Source organism: Dokdonella sp. (genome assembly GCF_017744955.1).
Lineage (GTDB): Bacteria > Pseudomonadota > Gammaproteobacteria > Xanthomonadales > Rhodanobacteraceae > Dokdonella_A.
Map to the genome: position 1 here is coordinate 127,606 of NZ_JAGIAG010000004.1, position 17,337 is coordinate 144,942.

Annotated in this window: 16 protein-coding genes and 1 tRNA gene; 6 read left to right on the plus strand and 11 right to left on the minus strand. The window is 69.6% G+C overall.

Annotated features, from left to right (window positions below; translation table 11 throughout):
* Positions 1-101: 101 nt before the first annotated feature.
* Positions 102-188 (minus strand) — tRNA-Leu (locus J7520_RS11110).
* 151 nt (positions 189-339) lie between these two features.
* Between J7520_RS11110 and J7520_RS11115 the strand changes: the two genes are divergently transcribed.
* The 6 genes from J7520_RS11115 (at position 340) to J7520_RS11140 (ending at position 6,584) form a co-directional block, all read left to right on the plus strand.
* Positions 340-891 carry an RNA polymerase sigma factor gene (locus J7520_RS11115; protein WP_291188092.1) on the plus strand — a complete coding sequence of 184 codons (552 nt, stop codon included), beginning with the start codon at positions 340-342 and terminating at the stop codon, positions 889-891.
* The gene (locus J7520_RS11120) at positions 888-1,769 is read left to right on the plus strand and encodes a hypothetical protein (protein WP_291188094.1); all 882 of its coding nucleotides are present in this window, start codon (positions 888-890) and stop codon (positions 1,767-1,769) included. The genes J7520_RS11115 and J7520_RS11120 overlap by 4 nt, the downstream gene beginning before the upstream one ends.
* Before the next feature lie 13 nt (positions 1,770-1,782).
* Positions 1,783-2,184 (plus strand): hypothetical protein, encoded by a 402-nt coding sequence (locus J7520_RS11125; RefSeq protein ID WP_291188096.1) that lies wholly within the window; start codon positions 1,783-1,785, stop codon positions 2,182-2,184.
* A gap of 9 nt (positions 2,185-2,193) precedes the next feature.
* On the plus strand, positions 2,194-2,790 hold the full coding sequence (locus J7520_RS11130) for a YigZ family protein (RefSeq protein WP_291188099.1): 597 nt from the start codon (positions 2,194-2,196) through the stop codon (positions 2,788-2,790).
* A gap of 52 nt (positions 2,791-2,842) precedes the next feature.
* The gene (locus J7520_RS11135) at positions 2,843-4,621 is read left to right on the plus strand and encodes an ABC transporter transmembrane domain-containing protein (protein ID WP_291188102.1); all 1,779 of its coding nucleotides are present in this window, start codon (positions 2,843-2,845) and stop codon (positions 4,619-4,621) included.
* Between the two features lie 70 nt (positions 4,622-4,691).
* Complete coding sequence (locus J7520_RS11140; protein ID WP_291188105.1) at positions 4,692-6,584, plus strand: hypothetical protein; 1,893 nt, start codon at positions 4,692-4,694, stop codon at positions 6,582-6,584.
* On the opposite strand, the gene J7520_RS11145 is transcribed toward J7520_RS11140, so the two are convergent.
* From J7520_RS11145 to J7520_RS11190, 10 genes are all read right to left on the minus strand, one after another.
* Positions 6,575-8,248 carry a hypothetical protein gene (locus J7520_RS11145; protein ID WP_291188107.1) on the minus strand — a complete coding sequence of 558 codons (1,674 nt, stop codon included), beginning with the start codon at positions 8,246-8,248 and terminating at the stop codon, positions 6,575-6,577. The two genes, J7520_RS11140 and J7520_RS11145, sit on opposite strands and share 10 nt — an antisense overlap.
* A 264-nt stretch (positions 8,249-8,512) precedes the next feature.
* Complete coding sequence (locus J7520_RS11150; protein ID WP_291188110.1) at positions 8,513-8,719, minus strand: cold-shock protein; 207 nt, start codon at positions 8,717-8,719, stop codon at positions 8,513-8,515.
* Between the two features lie 171 nt (positions 8,720-8,890).
* Positions 8,891-9,634 (minus strand): S-methyl-5'-thioinosine phosphorylase, encoded by a 744-nt coding sequence (locus J7520_RS11155; protein WP_291188113.1) that lies wholly within the window; start codon positions 9,632-9,634, stop codon positions 8,891-8,893.
* Positions 9,635-9,831: 197 nt separating this feature from the next.
* Complete coding sequence (locus tag J7520_RS11160; RefSeq protein ID WP_291188117.1) at positions 9,832-10,374, minus strand: hypoxanthine-guanine phosphoribosyltransferase; 543 nt, start codon at positions 10,372-10,374, stop codon at positions 9,832-9,834.
* Positions 10,371-11,387 (minus strand): beta-N-acetylhexosaminidase, encoded by a 1,017-nt coding sequence (nagZ, locus tag J7520_RS11165; protein WP_291188119.1) that lies wholly within the window; start codon positions 11,385-11,387, stop codon positions 10,371-10,373. Before nagZ ends, J7520_RS11160 begins: the two co-directional genes overlap by 4 nt.
* Positions 11,388-11,402: 15 nt before the next feature.
* Positions 11,403-11,906, minus strand: a complete 504-nt coding sequence (locus J7520_RS11170; protein ID WP_291188122.1) for a CYTH domain-containing protein — start codon at positions 11,904-11,906, stop codon at positions 11,403-11,405.
* Between the two features lie 142 nt (positions 11,907-12,048).
* Positions 12,049-13,419: a 23S rRNA (uracil(1939)-C(5))-methyltransferase RlmD gene (gene rlmD, locus J7520_RS11175; RefSeq protein WP_291188557.1), complete on the minus strand. Its 1,371-nt coding sequence runs from the start codon at positions 13,417-13,419 to the stop codon at positions 12,049-12,051.
* Positions 13,420-13,428: 9 nt separating this feature from the next.
* Positions 13,429-13,689, minus strand: coding sequence for a hypothetical protein (locus tag J7520_RS11180; RefSeq protein WP_291188125.1), 261 nt, complete (start codon positions 13,687-13,689; stop codon positions 13,429-13,431).
* A gap of 32 nt (positions 13,690-13,721) precedes the next feature.
* Entirely contained in the window at positions 13,722-14,321 is a 600-nt protein-coding gene (locus tag J7520_RS11185; RefSeq protein ID WP_291188127.1) for a DUF1318 domain-containing protein, read from the minus strand.
* A 179-nt stretch (positions 14,322-14,500) separates the two neighbouring features.
* Positions 14,501-17,290, minus strand: a complete 2,790-nt coding sequence (locus J7520_RS11190; protein WP_291188130.1) for a hypothetical protein — start codon at positions 17,288-17,290, stop codon at positions 14,501-14,503.
* Between the last annotated feature and the right edge of the window lie 47 nt (positions 17,291-17,337).

Genomic DNA, 17,337 nt, shown 5'->3' on the forward strand with positions numbered 1-17,337 from the left:
CTGGGCGAGTCAAAGGCCGTGCGAGAGGCGGCGGCGCATCGAGCCGAGAGAACGAGCCGAGAGAAAACGAGCCGAGAGAGATCGCTCGCGCGGATCGCACTTGGTGCCCGAGGCCGGACTCGAACCGGCATGACCTTGCGGCCGAGGGATTTTAAGTCCCTTGTGTCTACCTGTTTCACCACTCGGGCGGCGGCGGCATCTTCGCCGAGCGCGGCCACGAGGACAACCGTGCCGATCGGCCCTCCCCTGCGCCAACCCCGGCGCCGCGCCGCGTGCGTTTCATGCGGATGCCCCTTGCCACGGATGACGCTGACCGAGCGTTTCGCTTAACCTTTTGGGATGGGGGCCGAGAAGACCGACGAGGAACTGATGCTCGCTTACGCCGGAGGCGACCTGCTCGCTTTCGAGATGCTCTACCGGCGCCACCGCGGCATGTTGTACCGCTTCCTGCTGCGTCACCTGCGTCAGCGCGCCGATGCCGACGAACTGTTCCAGGAAACCTGGAGCCGTCTGATCGCCGCGCGCGAGCGCTACCGCCCCGAAGCGAAATTCACCACCTGGCTGCTGCAGATCGCGCACAACCTCGTCATCGACCGCTTCCGACGCCAGCGTCCGCAGGCCTCGGCGGACGAGACCGAGGCCGTGCTGCGTACGCTCGACGCACCCGAATCGGAACAGCCCGAACGCGCGCTCAGCGAGTTCGAGCAGCGCCGCCGCCTGCAGCTCGCGCTGGAGGAACTGCCGGAGGAACAGCGCCTCGCGTTCCTGCTGCGCATCGAAGGCGGCCTGGGCCTGGAGGAGATCGGCGAAATCACCGGCGCCGGCCGCGAGACCGTGAAGTCGCGCCTGCGCTACGCGCTGGCGCGCATCCGCGCGAGATTCGCGACATGAACACGCCGCGCCGGCCCGACCAGGATCTGGAGCGCCTGCTCGCCGACGACGGCGGCGAGTTCGGTGCGCTGTACCGGCGCCTGCCGCGCGCGGAACCGCCGCGGCGGCTCGACCGCAGCGTGCTCGCCGAAGCCGCGCGGGCGGTGCACGGCACGCGCCCGCGGCGGCAGCGCTGGCTGGTCGGCTTCGGCTCCGCCGCCGGCCTGGTCCTCGCCGCCGGCGTCGCCTGGCACGTCGGCCACGAGGCTCTGCGCCAGCAGAGTCCCGAAGCCGTGCACGGCACGCCGAGCTACGTGCCGGTGAAGCCGATCGAGGCGCCGGCGCGCCGACACGAATCCAAGCCTGCGGCCGACGCCGCGAGCGCGCCTGCCGCCGAGGCGCCGGCGGCAGCCCCCGCGTCGGCGAACGTCGCCGCCGAGACCGAGACGCACGCCGCCAAGCCAGCCGTCGAGAAAGCCGCTCCCTCTCAGCGCCGCGCTCCGGCTCCAGCGCCGGCCGCTCCGCCAGCAGCCCCCGTCGCGGCGCCGGAACCGCAGCCGATGCTGCAAAGCGCGCCGGCCCCTGCCGCCGAGGCGGAGAAGCGCGAGGCGTTCGGCGCCGCCGATTCCACCGCGGCATCCGCCGGGGAATCCGCCGCTCTATCGAAGCAGGCCGCCGAAACGGTGCCGAAGCGCGAGCGCGCCACCGGTACCCCGGCGCTGTCGAGTTCGGCGGAGCTGCGCCGCGATATGCAGCTCGCACCGGAACTCTGGCTCGCGCGCATCCAGCAATTGGTCAAGCAGGGCCGCCGCCAGCAGGCGATCAAGAGCCTGCAACTGTTCCGCCGCGCCCATCCGGACTGGCAGTTGCCGGACGAACTGCGCGCGCTGGACCGCTGAAGAGGAACGCCCGATGCGCGGCATGCTGTTCCTGCTGATCGGTCTGGTCCTCGCCTGCGTCGCCGGCTTCACGATGTTCGACGCGCCGACGCCGCGCATCGAGGACGCAGCCCCGCTCGATGCGGCAGCCGCGACCTCGCCGCCGCTGGCGCTGTTCGGATTGCTGGTCTTCGGCAGCTGGGCGACCTTGCTGATCCGGGATTCCTCCTGGCTGCGGATGGTGCTCTTCGTGCTGGTCGTCGCGATCGGTACGCTGATCCTGCTGGCCGGCGCGTTCTCGGCGTACTGGGACCACTTCATGCGTCCGCGCGAAACCGTCGGCTGGTGGTGGATCGGCGCCGGCAGCCTGATGCTGCTTTCGCAGATCGTCGGCTGGCTGCACGCGACGCGCGCATCCGACGACGAAGGCCCCTAGCGCCGCCGTATGAGCCCACCGATCACCACCCTGGCCGACCTCGCGAGCCTGCAACAGGAGATCAAGAAGAGCCGCTTCCTCGCGCAGGCCGCGCCGGTCGACGACGCCGAGGCCGCACTTGCCTTCTTCGCGCGCGTCGGCGTGCGCGAGGCGACGCACAACTGCTGGGCCTACCGCATCGGCACGAACTACCGCTTCAACGACGACGGCGAACCCGGCGGCAGCGCCGGCCGGCCGATCCTCGCCGCGATCGACGGGCAGGGATTGGATCGCGTCGCGGTGGTGGTCACGCGCTGGTTCGGCGGCGTCAAGCTCGGCGTGGGCGGACTCGTGCGCGCCTACGGCGGCTGCGCGGCGGAGTGCTTGCGCCTGGCCGGGAAACGCCTGCTGGTGCAGCACGTGACGCTGCGCGTGCGCTGCGATTTTGCCACCGCGGCGAACCTGCACGCGCGCCTGCGCGAATTCGAAGCGGGCAAGCGCAGCGAACACGCCTCCGCCGACGGCGTCGAACTCGAACTGGAATTGCCGCGCGAGCAGGCCGACAGGCTCGGCACGTTCCTGCGCGATCTGTCGCGCGGCCGCGCCGTCGTCGAGCCCGTCCCTTGAACGCGCCGCGGCGAACCCGCAACTGGATTCCTCTTCCGCTCGCCTCGCTCCGATGACCCGCGCCGCAACGACCGAGAAATCCGCCGAGGCGCCGCGCCGCCTGCGTTCGTTCACGCGGCTGCTGCCGTACCTGAAGCCGTACCGCGGTCTGATCGCCGGCTGGCTCGGCTTCCTCGCCCTCTCCTCGGCCGCGACCCTGACCCTGCCGCAGGCCGTGCGCGTGATGATCGATCGCGGCTTCAGCGAAGCCAACGCGGCGGCGATCAACGCCAGTTTCCTCGGCCTGTTCGGCGTCGCCGCCGTACTCGCCATCGCCACCGCGGCGCGCTTCTTCTTCGTCAGCCTGCTCGGCGAGCGCGTCGCCGCCGATCTGCGCCGGCGCCTGTACGATCATCTGCTCACGCTGGACCAGGCCTTCTTCGAGCGCACGCGCAGCGGCGAGCTGGTCTCGCGCCTGGCAGCCGACACCGAGCTGGTGCAGACCGTGGTCGGCTCGACCTTGTCGGTGGCGGTGCGCAGCCTGGTCACGCTGATCGGCGGCGCGGTCGCGATGGTCGCGACCAGCCCGCGCCTGGCCGGCTTCACCGCACTGGTGATTCCGGCGGTGATCCTGCCGATCGTGGTGTTCGGCCGTCGCGTCTCGCGCCTCTCGCGCGAGAGCCAGGACCGCATCGCCGACACCTCGGCCACCGCCAGCGAGGCGCTGAACGCGATGCACACCGTGCAGGCGTACACGCGCGAGCCGCAGGAATCGGCGCGCTACGCCGGCGCGGTCGCGCGCGCGCTGGCGACGGCGAAGAAGCGCATCGCGATGACCGGCACGCTGACCGCACTGGTGATCCTGCTCACCTTCGGCGCCATCACGGCCGTGCTGTGGGCCGGCGCGCAGGCGGTCATCGGCGGCAGCATGGCCGCCGGCGTGCTCGGCCAGTTCGTGCTCTACGCGGTGCTCGTCGCCGGCTCGGTCGGCGCGCTGACCGAAGTGTGGGGCGAAATCCTGCGCGCGGCCGGCGCGCTCGGCCGCATCGGCGAACTGCTCGACACGCAGGCCGAGATCCGCACGCCGGCCGCGCCGCACGCGTTGCCGCAGCCGGTGCGCGGCGCGATCCGCTTCGACGGCGTCGAATTCCGCTATCCCTCGCGCCCCGATCGCGCCGCGCTGCACGATTTCACGCTCGCCGTCGAACCCGGCCAGACCGTGGCCCTGGTCGGTCCGTCCGGCGCCGGCAAGAGCACGGTGTTCCAGTTGCTGCTGCGCTTCCACGATCCGCAGTCCGGCCGCATCACGCTGGACGGCGTCGATCTCGCCGCGCTCGCCCTGCCGGACCTGCGCGGCGCGTTCGCGCTGGTGCCGCAGGATCCGGTGCTGTTCGGCGCCAGCGCCGCCGACAACATCGGCTTCGGCCGCAGCGACGCGACGCGCGAACAGATCCTCGCCGCCGCGCGCGCGGCCGAGGCGCACGATTTCCTCGACGCGCTGCCGGAGCGCTACGACACCTATCTCGGCGAACGCGGCGTGCGCCTGTCCGGCGGCCAGCAGCAGCGCGTCGCGATCGCGCGCGCCTTGCTGCGCGACGCGCCGGTGCTGCTGCTCGACGAGGCGACCTCGAGCCTCGACGCGCAATCGGAACATCTCGTCCAGCAGGCGCTGGAACGCCTGATGCACGGCCGCACGACGCTGGTCATCGCGCATCGCCTGGCCACCGTGCAGCGCGCCGATCGCATCGTCGTGATGGACGCCGGGCGCATCGTCGCGCAGGGCACGCATGCAGAGCTGGTGCGCGAGGGCGGCTTGTATGCGGAGCTGGCGCGGTTGCAGTTCGCGACGTGAGGGAGCCCGACCTTCCCTTCTCCCGCCGCCGAAGAAGTGAAGACCTGGCGCGTTGCGCTATCTTCCGCGCGTGACCCGATCCCTGCCGCCTTCCGCCGCGCGGACCGACTTCTCCGACGCGCTCCGCCGCTGCGAAGCCTTGCTCGCCGCCGGGCAGCCGGACGAGGCGATCCTCGCTGCGCGCGACGCGCTCGCCTTGGACAAGGCGAGCGTTCCGGCACGCCTGCTGCTCGGTCTCGCCCTGCTCTTCTGCGAGCGCTCCGCCGAAGCGGCGCACGAACTCGCCGAGGTGCTGCGGCGAGAGCCGCAGCGACTGCTCGCCCGCTGCGCACTGATCCGCGCACTGCTGCACGAGCGACGGGCGGACGAAGCGCTCGCCCTCGCCCGTGATCCGGGCCTGCTCGACGCCGGCGCGGAATTCGGTGGCGCGCTCGGCGACTTCGCCCGTGCCCAAGCCTGGCCGCAGCACTCGGATCTGCTGCACGCGCGCGTGCAGCGTCATCCGCAGGACTACGCCAGCCTGCTCGCGCTGGCCGAGGCCTCGCACACCCGCGGCGCGCTCGGCGCCGCCGTACACTGGAGCGAACGCGCGCTCGCCCTGCGACCGCAGGCGCGTGCGCCGCGCGAAGTGCTGGCGACGGCATTGATCGACCGCGGCGACGTCGAAGCCGGCCTCGCGCAGTACCGCGAACTGCTGCGCGAACCGAACGCGGACACGGCGGCGCGGCATCTGGTGCTGATGCACTACGACCCGCACCAGGATAACGAGCGCCTCTATGCCGCTCATCGCGATTTCGCGCAGCGCCATCTGTCCGCGTTCGGCGCGCCGTTCGTTCCCCGGCGCGGCGGCGCGTCGACCTTGCGCGTCGGCTGGCTGTCGCCGAGGTTCGACGAAGGGCCGGTGGCGACCTTTCTCGGCGGCCTGCTCGATGCGTTCGATCGCACGCGCCATCGTCATCTGCTGATCGCGTTGCAGCCTTCGCGCGACGCCACGGCAGGCCGGCTGCACGCGCTCGCCGACGACTGGATCGAGGCCAGCGGACTCGACGACGAGGCGCTGCTGCGGCGCCTGCGCGATCTCGACCTCGACGTGCTGATCGATCTCGCCGGCCATTCGACCTGGAACCGTGCGCGCGTCGTCGCGCAACGCGTCGCGCCGCTGCAGATTTCCTGGCTCGACTGGTTCGACACCACCGCGTCGCCGGCAATGGACGCCTGGATCAGCGATCGCTGGCTCACGCCGGAAGACTCCGGCCAACGCTACAGCGAACGCCTGCTGAGACTGCCGAGCGGACGCTTCTGCTACACGCCGCCGCGATCCTCGCCGCCGGCCGACTACGGCGGCGACGGCCGCGTGCGTTTCGCCTCGTTCAACCGGCTGGCCAAGCTCAACGACGCGGTCGTCGCGACCTGGGCGGAGATCCTGCGACGCGTGCCGCAGGCGGAACTCGAACTCGGCACGCGCCTGCTCGACGACGCGGCCACGCGCGAGTACACCTCCGCGCGCTTCGCCCGCCACGACATCGCGCCGGAACGCCTGCGATTGCACGGCCGGCGCGCGTACGCCGACCTGCTCGAGGCCTATCGCCGCGTCGACGTCGCGCTCGATCCGTTTCCGTTCTCCGGCTGCACGACGACCTGCGACGCGCTGTGGATGGGCGTGCCGACGCTCGCGCTGCCCGGCGAGACGTTCGTCAGCCGGCAAAGCGCGAGTCTGCTGTGGCGACTGGGCCGCGAGGAATGGATCGCGCGCGACCGCGACGACTACGTCGAACGCGCCGTGGCGATCGCATCCGAGGCCGCCGTGCTGCGCACGCGCCGTGCGTCGCTGCGCGCGGCGATGCTGGAGCGCCTCTGCGACGCCGGCGCGCAGGCTGCGGATTTCGCCGCGGCACTACACGAGTTGCGCGGTGGAAGCGACGCGCCGACGCGAGTCGACGCGTCGCGCGGGACTCACTCGTAGCCCAAGCCGTCGGCGAAGATGCGATCGGAGGCGTTGCCGCGCACCAGCACGCTGTTGGCGTAGCCCTGCAGCTCGACGCTCTGCAGCGCGAAGCCGGAGGCGTTGAACACGTCGTCGTCGCCCGGCGAGGCAACGCCGGTGGTCTGAATCGAGTAGATCATGCTGACCGGCGCCTGCACGACGCCGCTTGCGGTCGGCACGTCGACCATCGTGCCGTAGCCGAGCACCTTCTGCGGCGGTTTTCCCGGACTCAGGCGCCAGATCGAGCTTTCGCCCGGATTGCTGACCTCGGCGAAGACCGCGATGTCGCCGTTGTCGAACACCGAGAAGCGGTAGAACTCGGTCCAGGTGCGGCCCGCCGCCGGCGCGTAGGCGCCGGTGTCGCCGAGCAGGGCGACCGGCGTCGCGCCCCCTTCCGGCGTGATGCGCCAGAGGCCGCGCATGCTCTGCTGCGGATTGGCGACGGAGCTGACCCAGGCTTTCATCGCGCCGTAGCGGCCGGCCGAGCGGACCTGATAGGAGGTGTCGATGTCCTTGAACACCCAGCCCGGCAGGTTCGGTCCGAGGGCGCCTTCCGTGCCGCGCAGCAGCACCGGCGCGTGGCTGCCGTCGGGCGCGTGGCGGAACAGGCCGAAGAACTCGCCGGAATCGGCCTGCCCTTTGGCGGTGAACAGCACCTCGCCGGGCCGGCCGGTCGCCAGCAGCGAATAGAGGGTGGTGAAGACGGCCGACCCGCCCATGCCCGGTCCCAGCGCGCCGCTGTCGCCGGTCAGCGCCACGGCGCGCGGCGAGCCGTCGCACAGCCGCCAGATGCCGGCGCGCGCGCTGCCCGGGACGTTCTCCACGCCGGTGGTGCCGGCCACCGAATAGATTTCGCCGCGCGGGCTGACCGCCAGCATGTCGGGGCCGGCGCCGCTGGCGAACACGCCGATGCCGTTGACGTCGGGCGCCCAGTCCGGCCCGGCGTCGTAGGCGAACAGGCAGGCCTGGTTGCCAGAACCCGGACGATGGCGGATGACGGCGTCGCGAAGGTTGCCGGCGCCGTTGCCGTTGATCTGCACGCTCATCACCGCCTCGCCGTGTGGCAGCGCACGCGCGTCGATGTCGCGGAACGAGCCGAACGGCTTGAGCGTGTAGAACGTCCAGCCGGCCGGCAGGCCCGGGCCGAGCGCGCTTTCCGAGCCGACGCCGTTGCGCGCGATCTCGACGTTGCGCGTGCCGTCCCAGCGCCAGACGCTCTGCGGATTGCCGGACGAACCCGGCGCGCCGGCGATCGCGGCGAACACGCGATGGTTGGTGCCGAAGCCGTCGCGATCGGCCTGGATGTTGAGGAACACGTCGCCGGCCTCGGCGCCCGTGCGTCCGGGACCGGTCGCGTCGTTGCTGCCGGCGCGCGCGATCGGCAGCATCTGGCCGCCCTTCTCCACCCAGTCCTCGTTCGGCAGGCTCGACCGCGTGCGCGCGAAGCTCAGCAGCGGCGGGCCGCGATCGGCCATGGTCATGCTCTCGATGCGGTAGTTCTCGCTGACCGGCGGCAGCTGCGGCAGGACGATCTCCGGATTGCGCGAATTCCCGACCACGCGCCAATCGGCAGCGGTCGCGAACGGAGCAGCCAGGGCGGCGGCCAGCAGGGCGTAGCGAGGACGAAGGATCGGATGAAGCACCGGAATGACTCCAATAGGGATGATTCGAGGCGCGCGATACTACGGATGCGCGGCGCGGGAGTCGGCACGCGGCGGGAACGCCGCGGTAACGGGGCGGTAACGGCGGCTGCGCGGCGGTCCCGGTCGGTACGTCGGCGAGGCCGAGCGCGCCGAGGTCGCGGTTTTTCCGGAAGATCCGCCCGCGCCGTCCGCAATGGACTTTCTAAATTATTCCAAAAAAAACCCCGCCGGATGCGGGGCTAGGTGATGCTTCGTACGATCGTCTTATTTGACCGGCTGTACGCCCGACGCCTGCTGGCCCTTGGGGCCCTGGACGATCTCGAAATTGACGCGCTGCCCTTGCTGCAGCGTTCGAAATCCTTGTGAATTGATGGCCGAGTAGTGAACGAATACGTCCTCCCCGCCACTTTCGGGCGCAATGAACCCGAACCCCTTGGCATCGTTAAACCATTTCACTGTACCGGTAAGCATCGATGAAACCCCTTGCCGTGGAATGCGTGCAGTCGAGGTCTTAGGACGCGAGTACCGCGGACCGTACGCGGCTGCACGGTCCAATATAACTATTAATTAACTTTAAAAATCAAGCGGGAATGAATGGGGACGTGAAACAGGTCCGATCCGCTCCTTGAATCCCGTCCGGACTCAGCCCGCCAGCAACGAGGCGACGATCTTCGGCACCTGCTGGGTCGCCGCCTCGAGGTTGGCGAAGATCTCCGGCAGGCTGATCTCGGCCTCGTCGCCGCAGCCGGCCGCCCAGTTGGCGACCAGGGCGATGCAGGCGTAGTCGAGTTCGAGCTCGCGCGCGAGCGCGGCTTCGGGCATGCCGGTCATGCCGACCAGGTCGCAGCCGTCGCGGCGCAGCCGCGCGATCTCGGCGCGCGTCTCCAGGCGCGGTCCCTGGGTCGCTCCGTAGCAGCCGCCGTCGATCACGGCGATGCCGACGCGCGCGGCGGCATTGAGCAGGTCGCCGCGCAAGCCGGCCGAGTACGGCTCGCTGAAGTCGATGTGCTTGACCTCGGCGCCGGCGACGTCGCAGAAACTGGTCAGGCGGTCGTACGTGTAGTCGATGATCTGATCCGGCACGGCCAGCACGCGCGGTCCCATGTCGTCGCGGATGCCGCCGACCGCATTGACGCCGATCACGCGGCGCGCGCCGAGGTCGTGCAGCGCCCACAGGTTGGCGCGGTAGTTCACGCGATGCGGCGGAATCGTGTGCCCTTCGCCGTGGCGCGCCAGGAAGGCGACGCGATGGCCGCCGACCCGCCCGAGCACGACGGCGTCCGACGGATGCCCGTACGGCGTGTCGCTGGCGTAGCGCTCGACGTCCTCGAGGCCGGGGAACTTGTACAAGCCGGTGCCGCCGATGACGGCCAGGTCGATGCTCATGGTGTCTGCCTGTGTGGGATGTTCCGTCGTAGCTGCCTTCGGCACTCGATCTGAGCGACTCGTGCCGTGAAAAAAGCTTTTCTCGCACAGACGCAGAGGTCGCGGAGGAAAAGCACTACTCCAGTTTCGGTCTTCTCTCTGCGCCTCTGCGCCTCCGCGAGAAACGCTTCCAAAGCAGACGTCTGGATCGCGCCGTGCTAGTCCCGCATGGCGTAGATCGCCGGCAGGTTGCGTCCCTGCTCGTGGTAGTCCATGCCGTAGCCGAACACGTACAGGTCGGGCACCTCGACGCCGACGAAATCGGCGGCGAGCCCGGGCACGCAGCGGTCGTGGCGCTTCTCGCACAGCACCGCGAGCAGCACGCGCGCGGCGCCCTCCTCCATGCAGAAATCGCGGATCGCCTTCAGCGTGTGGCCCTCGTCGAGGATGTCGTCGACCAGCAGCACGGTCTTGCCGGCCAGTGCGGTCGACGGCCGCTTGACCCAGGTCAGCCCGCCGCCGCTGGTCGTGCCGCGGTAGCGCGTCGCGTGCACGTAGTCGAACAGCAGCGGCGAACGGATCGCGGTCGCCAGCTGCCCGGCGAACGGCAGCGCGCCCTGCATGACCGTGACGAACACGGCCTCCTGGCCGTCCAGCGCGACGTCGATCTCGTCGCCGAGACGGGCGATCGCGGCCTTCAAGGCCGGTTCTTCGTGGACGCAGTCGGCGCGCGCGAGCGCGACGGAAAGTTCGGGGGTCATGCGGGCTCCGTCGCGGTGTCGAGCGCGGTCACGCTCGCGATGAATTCGTCGCGCTGCGGGTTGGCGACCAGTTTGTCCCAGGTCTGCGCGACCATGCCTTGCAGAGTCGCGAGACGCTGCGGATCGCACGGCGGCAGGCCGGCGCTGGCGGCGATCGACTCGGGCACGATCGCCGGGCTGCACGCCAGCAGCAGGTCGCAGCCCGCGGCGAGGTGCGCCTGGATGCGCTCCTGGATGCCGCCGACCGACTCGGCCGCGGCCATGCCGATGTCGTCGCCGATGACCAGGCCGCGGAAGCCGAGCTCGCCGCGCAGCACGTCCTCGATCCAGAGGCGTGAATAGCCGGCCGCGCGCGAATCCACCGCCGGATAGGTCACGTGCGCCATCATCACCGCCTCGGCGCCGGCGGCGATGCCGTCGGCGAACGGGATCAGATCGCTGGTGCGCAGTTCGTCCAGCGTGCGAGGGTCGTTCGCGGCGTCGAAATGCGTGTCCTCGGCGACCGAGCCGTGGCCGGGGAAATGCTTCAGCGTCGCCGCCATGCCGCCCAGATGCATGCCGCGCAGGTACGCCTGCACGAGTTCCGAGGCGACCTGCGGATCGGCGTCGAACGCGCGCGTGCCGATCGCGCGGTTGCCGCGCGCCAGATCGGTGACCGGCGCGAAGCTGAGATCGATGCCGATCGCGCGCATCTCGCTCGCCATCAGCCAGGCGTGCTCCTCGGCGCGCCGGATCGCCGCGGCCGGATCGCGCGCGTACAGCTCGCCGATGCGCAGCAGCGGCGGCAACCGCGTGAAACCGTCGCGGAAGCGCTGCACCATGCCGCCTTCCTGGTCGACGCAGACCAGGAACGGCTCCGGTCGCGCATTGCGGATGTCGTCGATCAGCGCGGTGACCTGGTCGCGGCTGTCGAAATTGCGCGCGAACAGGATCACGCCGCTGACGTGCGGCGCGGCGAGCTGCGCGAGCTCGGCGTCGCCGAGGGTTTTGCCGGGAATTCCGATGATCAACATGTCTTCAGGGTGACCTCAGTGCGCGTCATCCGCGTTACGTTCCTCGTCGCTCCAGCGCGAGTACGGATGCGCGGCGAGATGCAGATTGTAATAGCGCACGAGCTCGCTGACTTCGCGTCCCAGCCAGCCCGGGCGCGGAAACGGCTCGTCGACGCGGTCGAGTTCGAGTTCGGCGACGATCAGGCCGGCGTTGTCGCCGGCGAATTCGTCGATTTCGAACGTGTGGCCGTCGACCTCGACGTAATGACGAACCTTCTCGACCACATCACCGGCCAAGGTGCGCAGCAGGCGCTGCGCATCCTCGGTGGGGATCGCGTATTCGTACTCGTCGCGCTGCACGCCCGGCGTGGCCGACTTGATGTTCAGGAACGCCGCCGCGCCGCCGATGCGTACGCGGACCGAGCAACGCGCCGCCGGCGGTCCGGCCAGGTAGCCCTGCATCATCCGCTCGCTGCGCGAAACCTTCTCGCGCCAGGCATCGCCGACCACGAGGAACTTGCGCTCGATTTCGATGGGCATGTGGGTCTGCATCGATAAGGTGAGTGAGAAGCGTATCTCGCAGAGGCGCAGAGATACGCAGAGAAAGCAAAGATTCTTTCTGGTTTCCTCTGCGCATCTCTGCGCATCTCTGCGCCTCTGCGAGAAACCGCTTTTGAACGTCTCAGCGCTCGAACAGCGCGATCGATTCGACGTGCGCCGTGTGCGGGAACATGTCCATCACGCCGGCCGCCTCGAGGCGGAAGCCGTGGCGTTCGACCAGCACGCCGGCGTCGCGCGCGAGCGAACCGGGGTGGCAGGACACGTAGACGATGCGCTGCGCGTCCTTGCGCGGCAGGTAGTCGAGCACGGCGGCGGCGCCGGAGCGCGGCGGGTCGAGCAGCAGCTTGCTGTAGCTGCGCGCCGCCCACGGCGTGCCGCGCTGATCCGCAGCGAGGTCGGCGGCGAAGAATTCGGTGTTCGCCAAGCCATTACGCGTCGCGTTCTCGCGCGAGCGCGCGACCAGGGCCGCCTCGCCTTCGACGCCGACCACGCTGCCGGCGCGCCGCGCGATCGGCAAGGTGAAATTGCCGAGTCCGCAGAACAGATCCAGCACGCTGTCCTCCGGCTGCGGATCGAGCAGATCCAGCGCGCGCGCGATCATGCGTCGGTTCATGCCGGCGTTGACCTGGATGAAGTCGAGCGGGCGGAACGCGATGTCGATGTCCGATTCGGGAATGCGGAACGACAGCGGCACGCTGTCCGGCCACAGCGGCGTGACGCTGTCCGGCCCGCCGGGCTGCAGCAGGATCGCGATCGAATGCGCCTGGCCGAACGCGGTCAGCGCCGCACGGTCGGCTTCGGACAGCGGCTGCAGATTGCGGAACGTCAGCGCGACGGCGTCGTCGCCGGCGGCGATCTCGATCTGCGCGATCTGCGCCTTCGCCTCGAGCGAGCCGACCAGTTCGCCCAGCGCGGCGAGGCGCTCGCCGACCTGCGGCAGCAGCGTATGGCAGATCGACAGATCGGCGACGAAGCGCGGATTGTCTTCGCGGAAGCCGACCAGGACCTTGTCCTTCTTCGCGACCCACTTCACCGACAACCGGCCCTTGCGCCGGTAGCCCCACGGCTCGTCGACCAGCGGATCGAACCAGCGCGCCGGCGCGACCTTGCCGATGCGCTCGAAATTCTCCGCCAGCACGCGCTGTTTGGCGACGATCTGTTCGGCCGGCGCGAGGTGCTGCAACGAGCAGCCACTGCAGGTGCCGAAATGCACGCAGCGCGGTTCGACGCGCGTGGGCGCGCGCGTGAGCAGTTCTTCGACTTTCGCCTCGTCGAAATTGCGGCTGCGCTTGACCGTGCGGATGCGCACGCGCTCGCCCGGCAAGGCGCCGGCGACGAAGACGGTCTTGCCGTCGATGCGCGCGACGCCGCGGCCGTCGTGGGAGAGATCGGTGATGTCGACTTCGGAAGTTTGCATGCTGAAAACGCGACGCCCACCCTGTGGGTGGGCGTCATCTGGAGGAGTTGTTGAACTGTTCGAGCGATTCGGCAGCGTTAGGAATCAGCCGATCGGCTCGATGTCGCCAGGGAACTGGGACGCAGTGTCCCATTCGGCATCGAGGATGTCACCCTTTGCATTCCGCCGGTACCACGCACGATTGAGATGCGCGTAAACATGGCCGAGGTCAATCCTGAATTCCTCTTCCGTGTAGTCTGCGTGCTCTGAAAGGCTGTTCAACAAACTGCCGAGATGCTCATGCGCATCTTTCAATTCGTAGAGAAACAGCACCCATTCGGCTGGATTGTGTTCTCTGTTGATCATGTCTCTTTACGATCCCGCCGCCTACTGGAACGTCACTTCTGCTTCCACGCCCCGCCGGCATCCTGGTAGTACCAACCCGGCTTCGCCTGCTGCACCCACTGCTTGGCGAAGGTGCTGCGAATCTGCGCTTCCCAGCCGGGCTGGCCGTTGGCGACCGCGATCTCGCGGTAGACGGCCTGGCGATCGCGGTTCTCGTCGGCGACCGCGGTGTTCAAGGCCGGCCGCTCCGGCAGCGGCACGGCGGCCGCGTCGCGCACGGCGACGAGGCCGTCCTTGGTGAAGCCGATCGCGCCGCTGGCGAAGTACTTCGACAGGATCGAGGCGAAGCGCTGCTGCATGCGCGCCTGGATCGCCTGGATCTGCGGCGTCTGGATGTTGATGTTGGCCTGTTGGGCGTAGGCGCTCGGCACGAGGAAGTCGAGCAGCATCGCGCCCGGCGACTTGCCCGGCGGCGGTTGCTGCGGCTCGTTCGCCGGCGGCGTGCTCTGCGCCGGCGTGTCGAGCACCTTGTCGACGAACTGCTCGGCCGCCTTGTCCGCCGCCGCCTCGGGGAAGTAGACGTTGATCGTCACGCAGGCCGCGAGCAATGCCAGCGCGGTGAAGGTTGCGACTCCGGCGAAAAGCTTTCTCATGACCGCTCCGTTGTTTTTGCGTTCGTCCTTGAACGCGGGAGACAAAGCGGCCATCCATGGCCGCACTTTTCAATGAACAGCCTGCCATCGATGTCGATTCGCTCGACTTTTCAATGAACAGCTTGGCTTCGCTGTCGGCTTACTTGACTACCCGAAAAAAAGCCTGCCTCGGTTTCGGTTTACTTCACCACCGGCCCGTCGCCCTGCATCGACTCGCGCACGCGGCGGACCAGCGTCGGCCAGTCGACGCGGCGGCGGTGACCGACGACGTCGAGGCGCGGGACGCCCGAACCCTCGATGATAGTGTAGCGATCGGCGGCCGAATCCGGCGTCGTCGGCACGTCCGGCAACGGGTCGATGCCGCCCATCAGGCAGACTTCCTTGGTCAGCCGGCAACGCAGACCGAAGCGGCTGTAGCCGAAGGTGTCGAAGACCTTCAGCGCCATCGTCTGCAGATTGCTCGACAGCCCGCCGCCACCGCCGAGCGAGGTGATGTCGTTGACCGCCTTGTAGCTCAGGCGCCCGCCGTCCTTCGTACGCAGCCAGGCATCGAGTGCGACCGGACTCCAATCGACCAGGCGCAGGCCGTCGATCGTGCCGAACAGGCGCCCGCTCATGCCGCCGAGCGAGAACGCGCTGGTGAACTGCTCGAGATCGAAGTTCTCGAAATGGATGTTCGCGCCGAGCGACGGCGCGACGCCGAACGGCCGCTCCAGCGTCAGGCCGCTGACGCCGAGGTGGCCGTCGAACACGTACAGGTCCAGGCCGCCGCGGAACTCGATCGTGTCGCCGGAGAATTCGATTTCCGGAATGCCGCCCGACAGACTGCCAGGAAATTTCGGCCAGCCGAACGCAGCCGAAATCTGCGACATGTCGAGGCCGATGACCGCGAACGAACCGGCGTAGCGGTCGCCGCGCGGCGATCTCGGCAAAAGACTGAGTTTCTCCAGACTGAGCTGGCCGCCGAGCACGCCGACCTTCACCGGCTGCGCCAGCACGATCGCGCTGCGTCGCGATTCGAAGCTCGCCGTCGCCGCGCCGAACGGAATCTTGAACAATTCCATCGAGCGCCACGCCAGCGTCGTCGCCGGCATCTCGCCGCGATAGGCCCAGCCGATGCCGCCGTCGATGCCGTCGAAGGCGAAGCGGCCGCCGCCGTCGCGCACGCTCGCGCCGCGGGCATCGAAGCCGAAGCCTTGCACGCCGTCGGCGTCGAAATGCAGGGAACCTGTGAAGCTGCCCTCGCCGCTGAGCTCGGGATAACCCTTCGAGGCCAGCCAGCTGCGCGCGTAGCGATCGAGTGCCGGACCGATCCGCGCCTCGCGCAGGTCGACCTGCAAGGCGCGCAACGGGCGCTCGTCCGTCGGCACGATGTCGCCGCGCGCGCTGAATTCGAGCGTGCCGGGGTCGCTCCAGTCGAACGATTGCAGGCTCAGCGACTGGCCGTCCCAGCCGGCGTCGAGCATCGCCTTGACCGGCGTCGCCGGCAGCTTGACGTAGACGGCACCGGCCAGCGCCTCGCCGCCGAGCAGGTTCGCCTCGAGCCGGACGCGAGGCTCCGCGTTCGTGCCGGAAACGCGCAGCTCGCCGTCGGCGACGACGTGCGCCGCGCCGAGCGTGCCGTCGGCGCTGTCGTAGCCCAGGCCGCGCATGGCGAACCGCGTCGCCAGACGCTCACCGTCGTTGACCAACGGATGCAGCACCGTGCGCGCGAGTTTCACCTCGCCGCCGAGCAGCTTCGTGCGCAGCTCGCCGACCAGATGCAGCGCGCCGTCGCGCGACTGCCACCGCGCACTCGTCGCCGGTATCACCCAGTCGGCCACGCGCACGGATTTCCAGGCCAGCGTCGCCGGCGGCCGTTCGCCGGACGGCGCCCAATCGATGCCGCCGCGGATGCCGCGCGCGACGTGGCCGGCACCGTCGTCGACGTCGAGCCCGCTGGTGGTCAACGCGACATGGCGCGCGCCGTCGCGGTCGATGGCGAATTCACCGGACAGTTCGCCTTTCAGCGCGAGCGTCGAGTAGCCCTGCGCGGCGAGCACCTCACGCGCGTAGCGCTGCGCCGCGAGCGGTAGGACGGCACGCTGCAGACGGACGTCGAGCGCGGCGAGCGGCGCCATCGCGGCCGGCTCGAGCGCGCCGCTGGCGTCGAATACGAGAGTGTCGGCGTCGTTCCAGCCGAACTGCGCGATGTCCCAGCGTCCGTCGGCACGCATCCGCGCGTCGAGGTTCGCGGTCACCGACGTCGCGGGCAAGGCGACGCGCAGTTCGCCGAGCCGCAGGTTTCCGCCACGCAGATCCGCGTCGACCACCAGATGCAGGTCTTCGCCGTCGGGGGCCGTCCGCAACCGCCCCGAAGCGGCGAGTCCGCTGCCCGCCACAGTGCCGTCGCCGCTGTTGAAGTCGAGACCGGCGACGGCGTAGGTCGCCTCGACGCGGCCGTCGCTCTGTACGTCGGCCTGCACGTCGAACGAGCCGCTGCGCAGCTCGCCGTTGCGCCAGCTGTGCGCCAGCGGCGCCTTCAGCCAGGCGGCAGGCACCTGCTGCAGCGAAGCCGCGTACGGCTGGTCGGCCGCGAAGGGAATCGTCACGACGACTTGCGCGGCGTCGCGCTTCAATCTCAGTTCAACCTGTTTCTCGGCGAGATTCAGCTTGAGGTCGGCATCCTGCGCGCCGCGTTCGCCGTGCAGGACGACGGGCCCTGCGCAGCGGCGCGACTGCGCGTCGCGGCGGATCTCGCAGCGCCATTCCACACGTCCGGCGAGGCCGAGCCGCGGCGCGGCGAACTCGGCCGCATCGATCAGGACCGAGGCCGTCCCGTCCTGTTCGACGACGCGGACGCGCAGATCGCGCAAATTCGCTTCGGGGTTGCGCACGCTGGCCGCCGCCAGCGTCAACGTGCGCGCCGACGCGACGCAGGGCGCCAGCGCCAGCACGGCGAGAGCGGCGGTCGTCCATCGGGCTCGCATTGACGAAGTGCGCATCGGCGGCCATTCTGCCAGTCATTGCGTTTCCG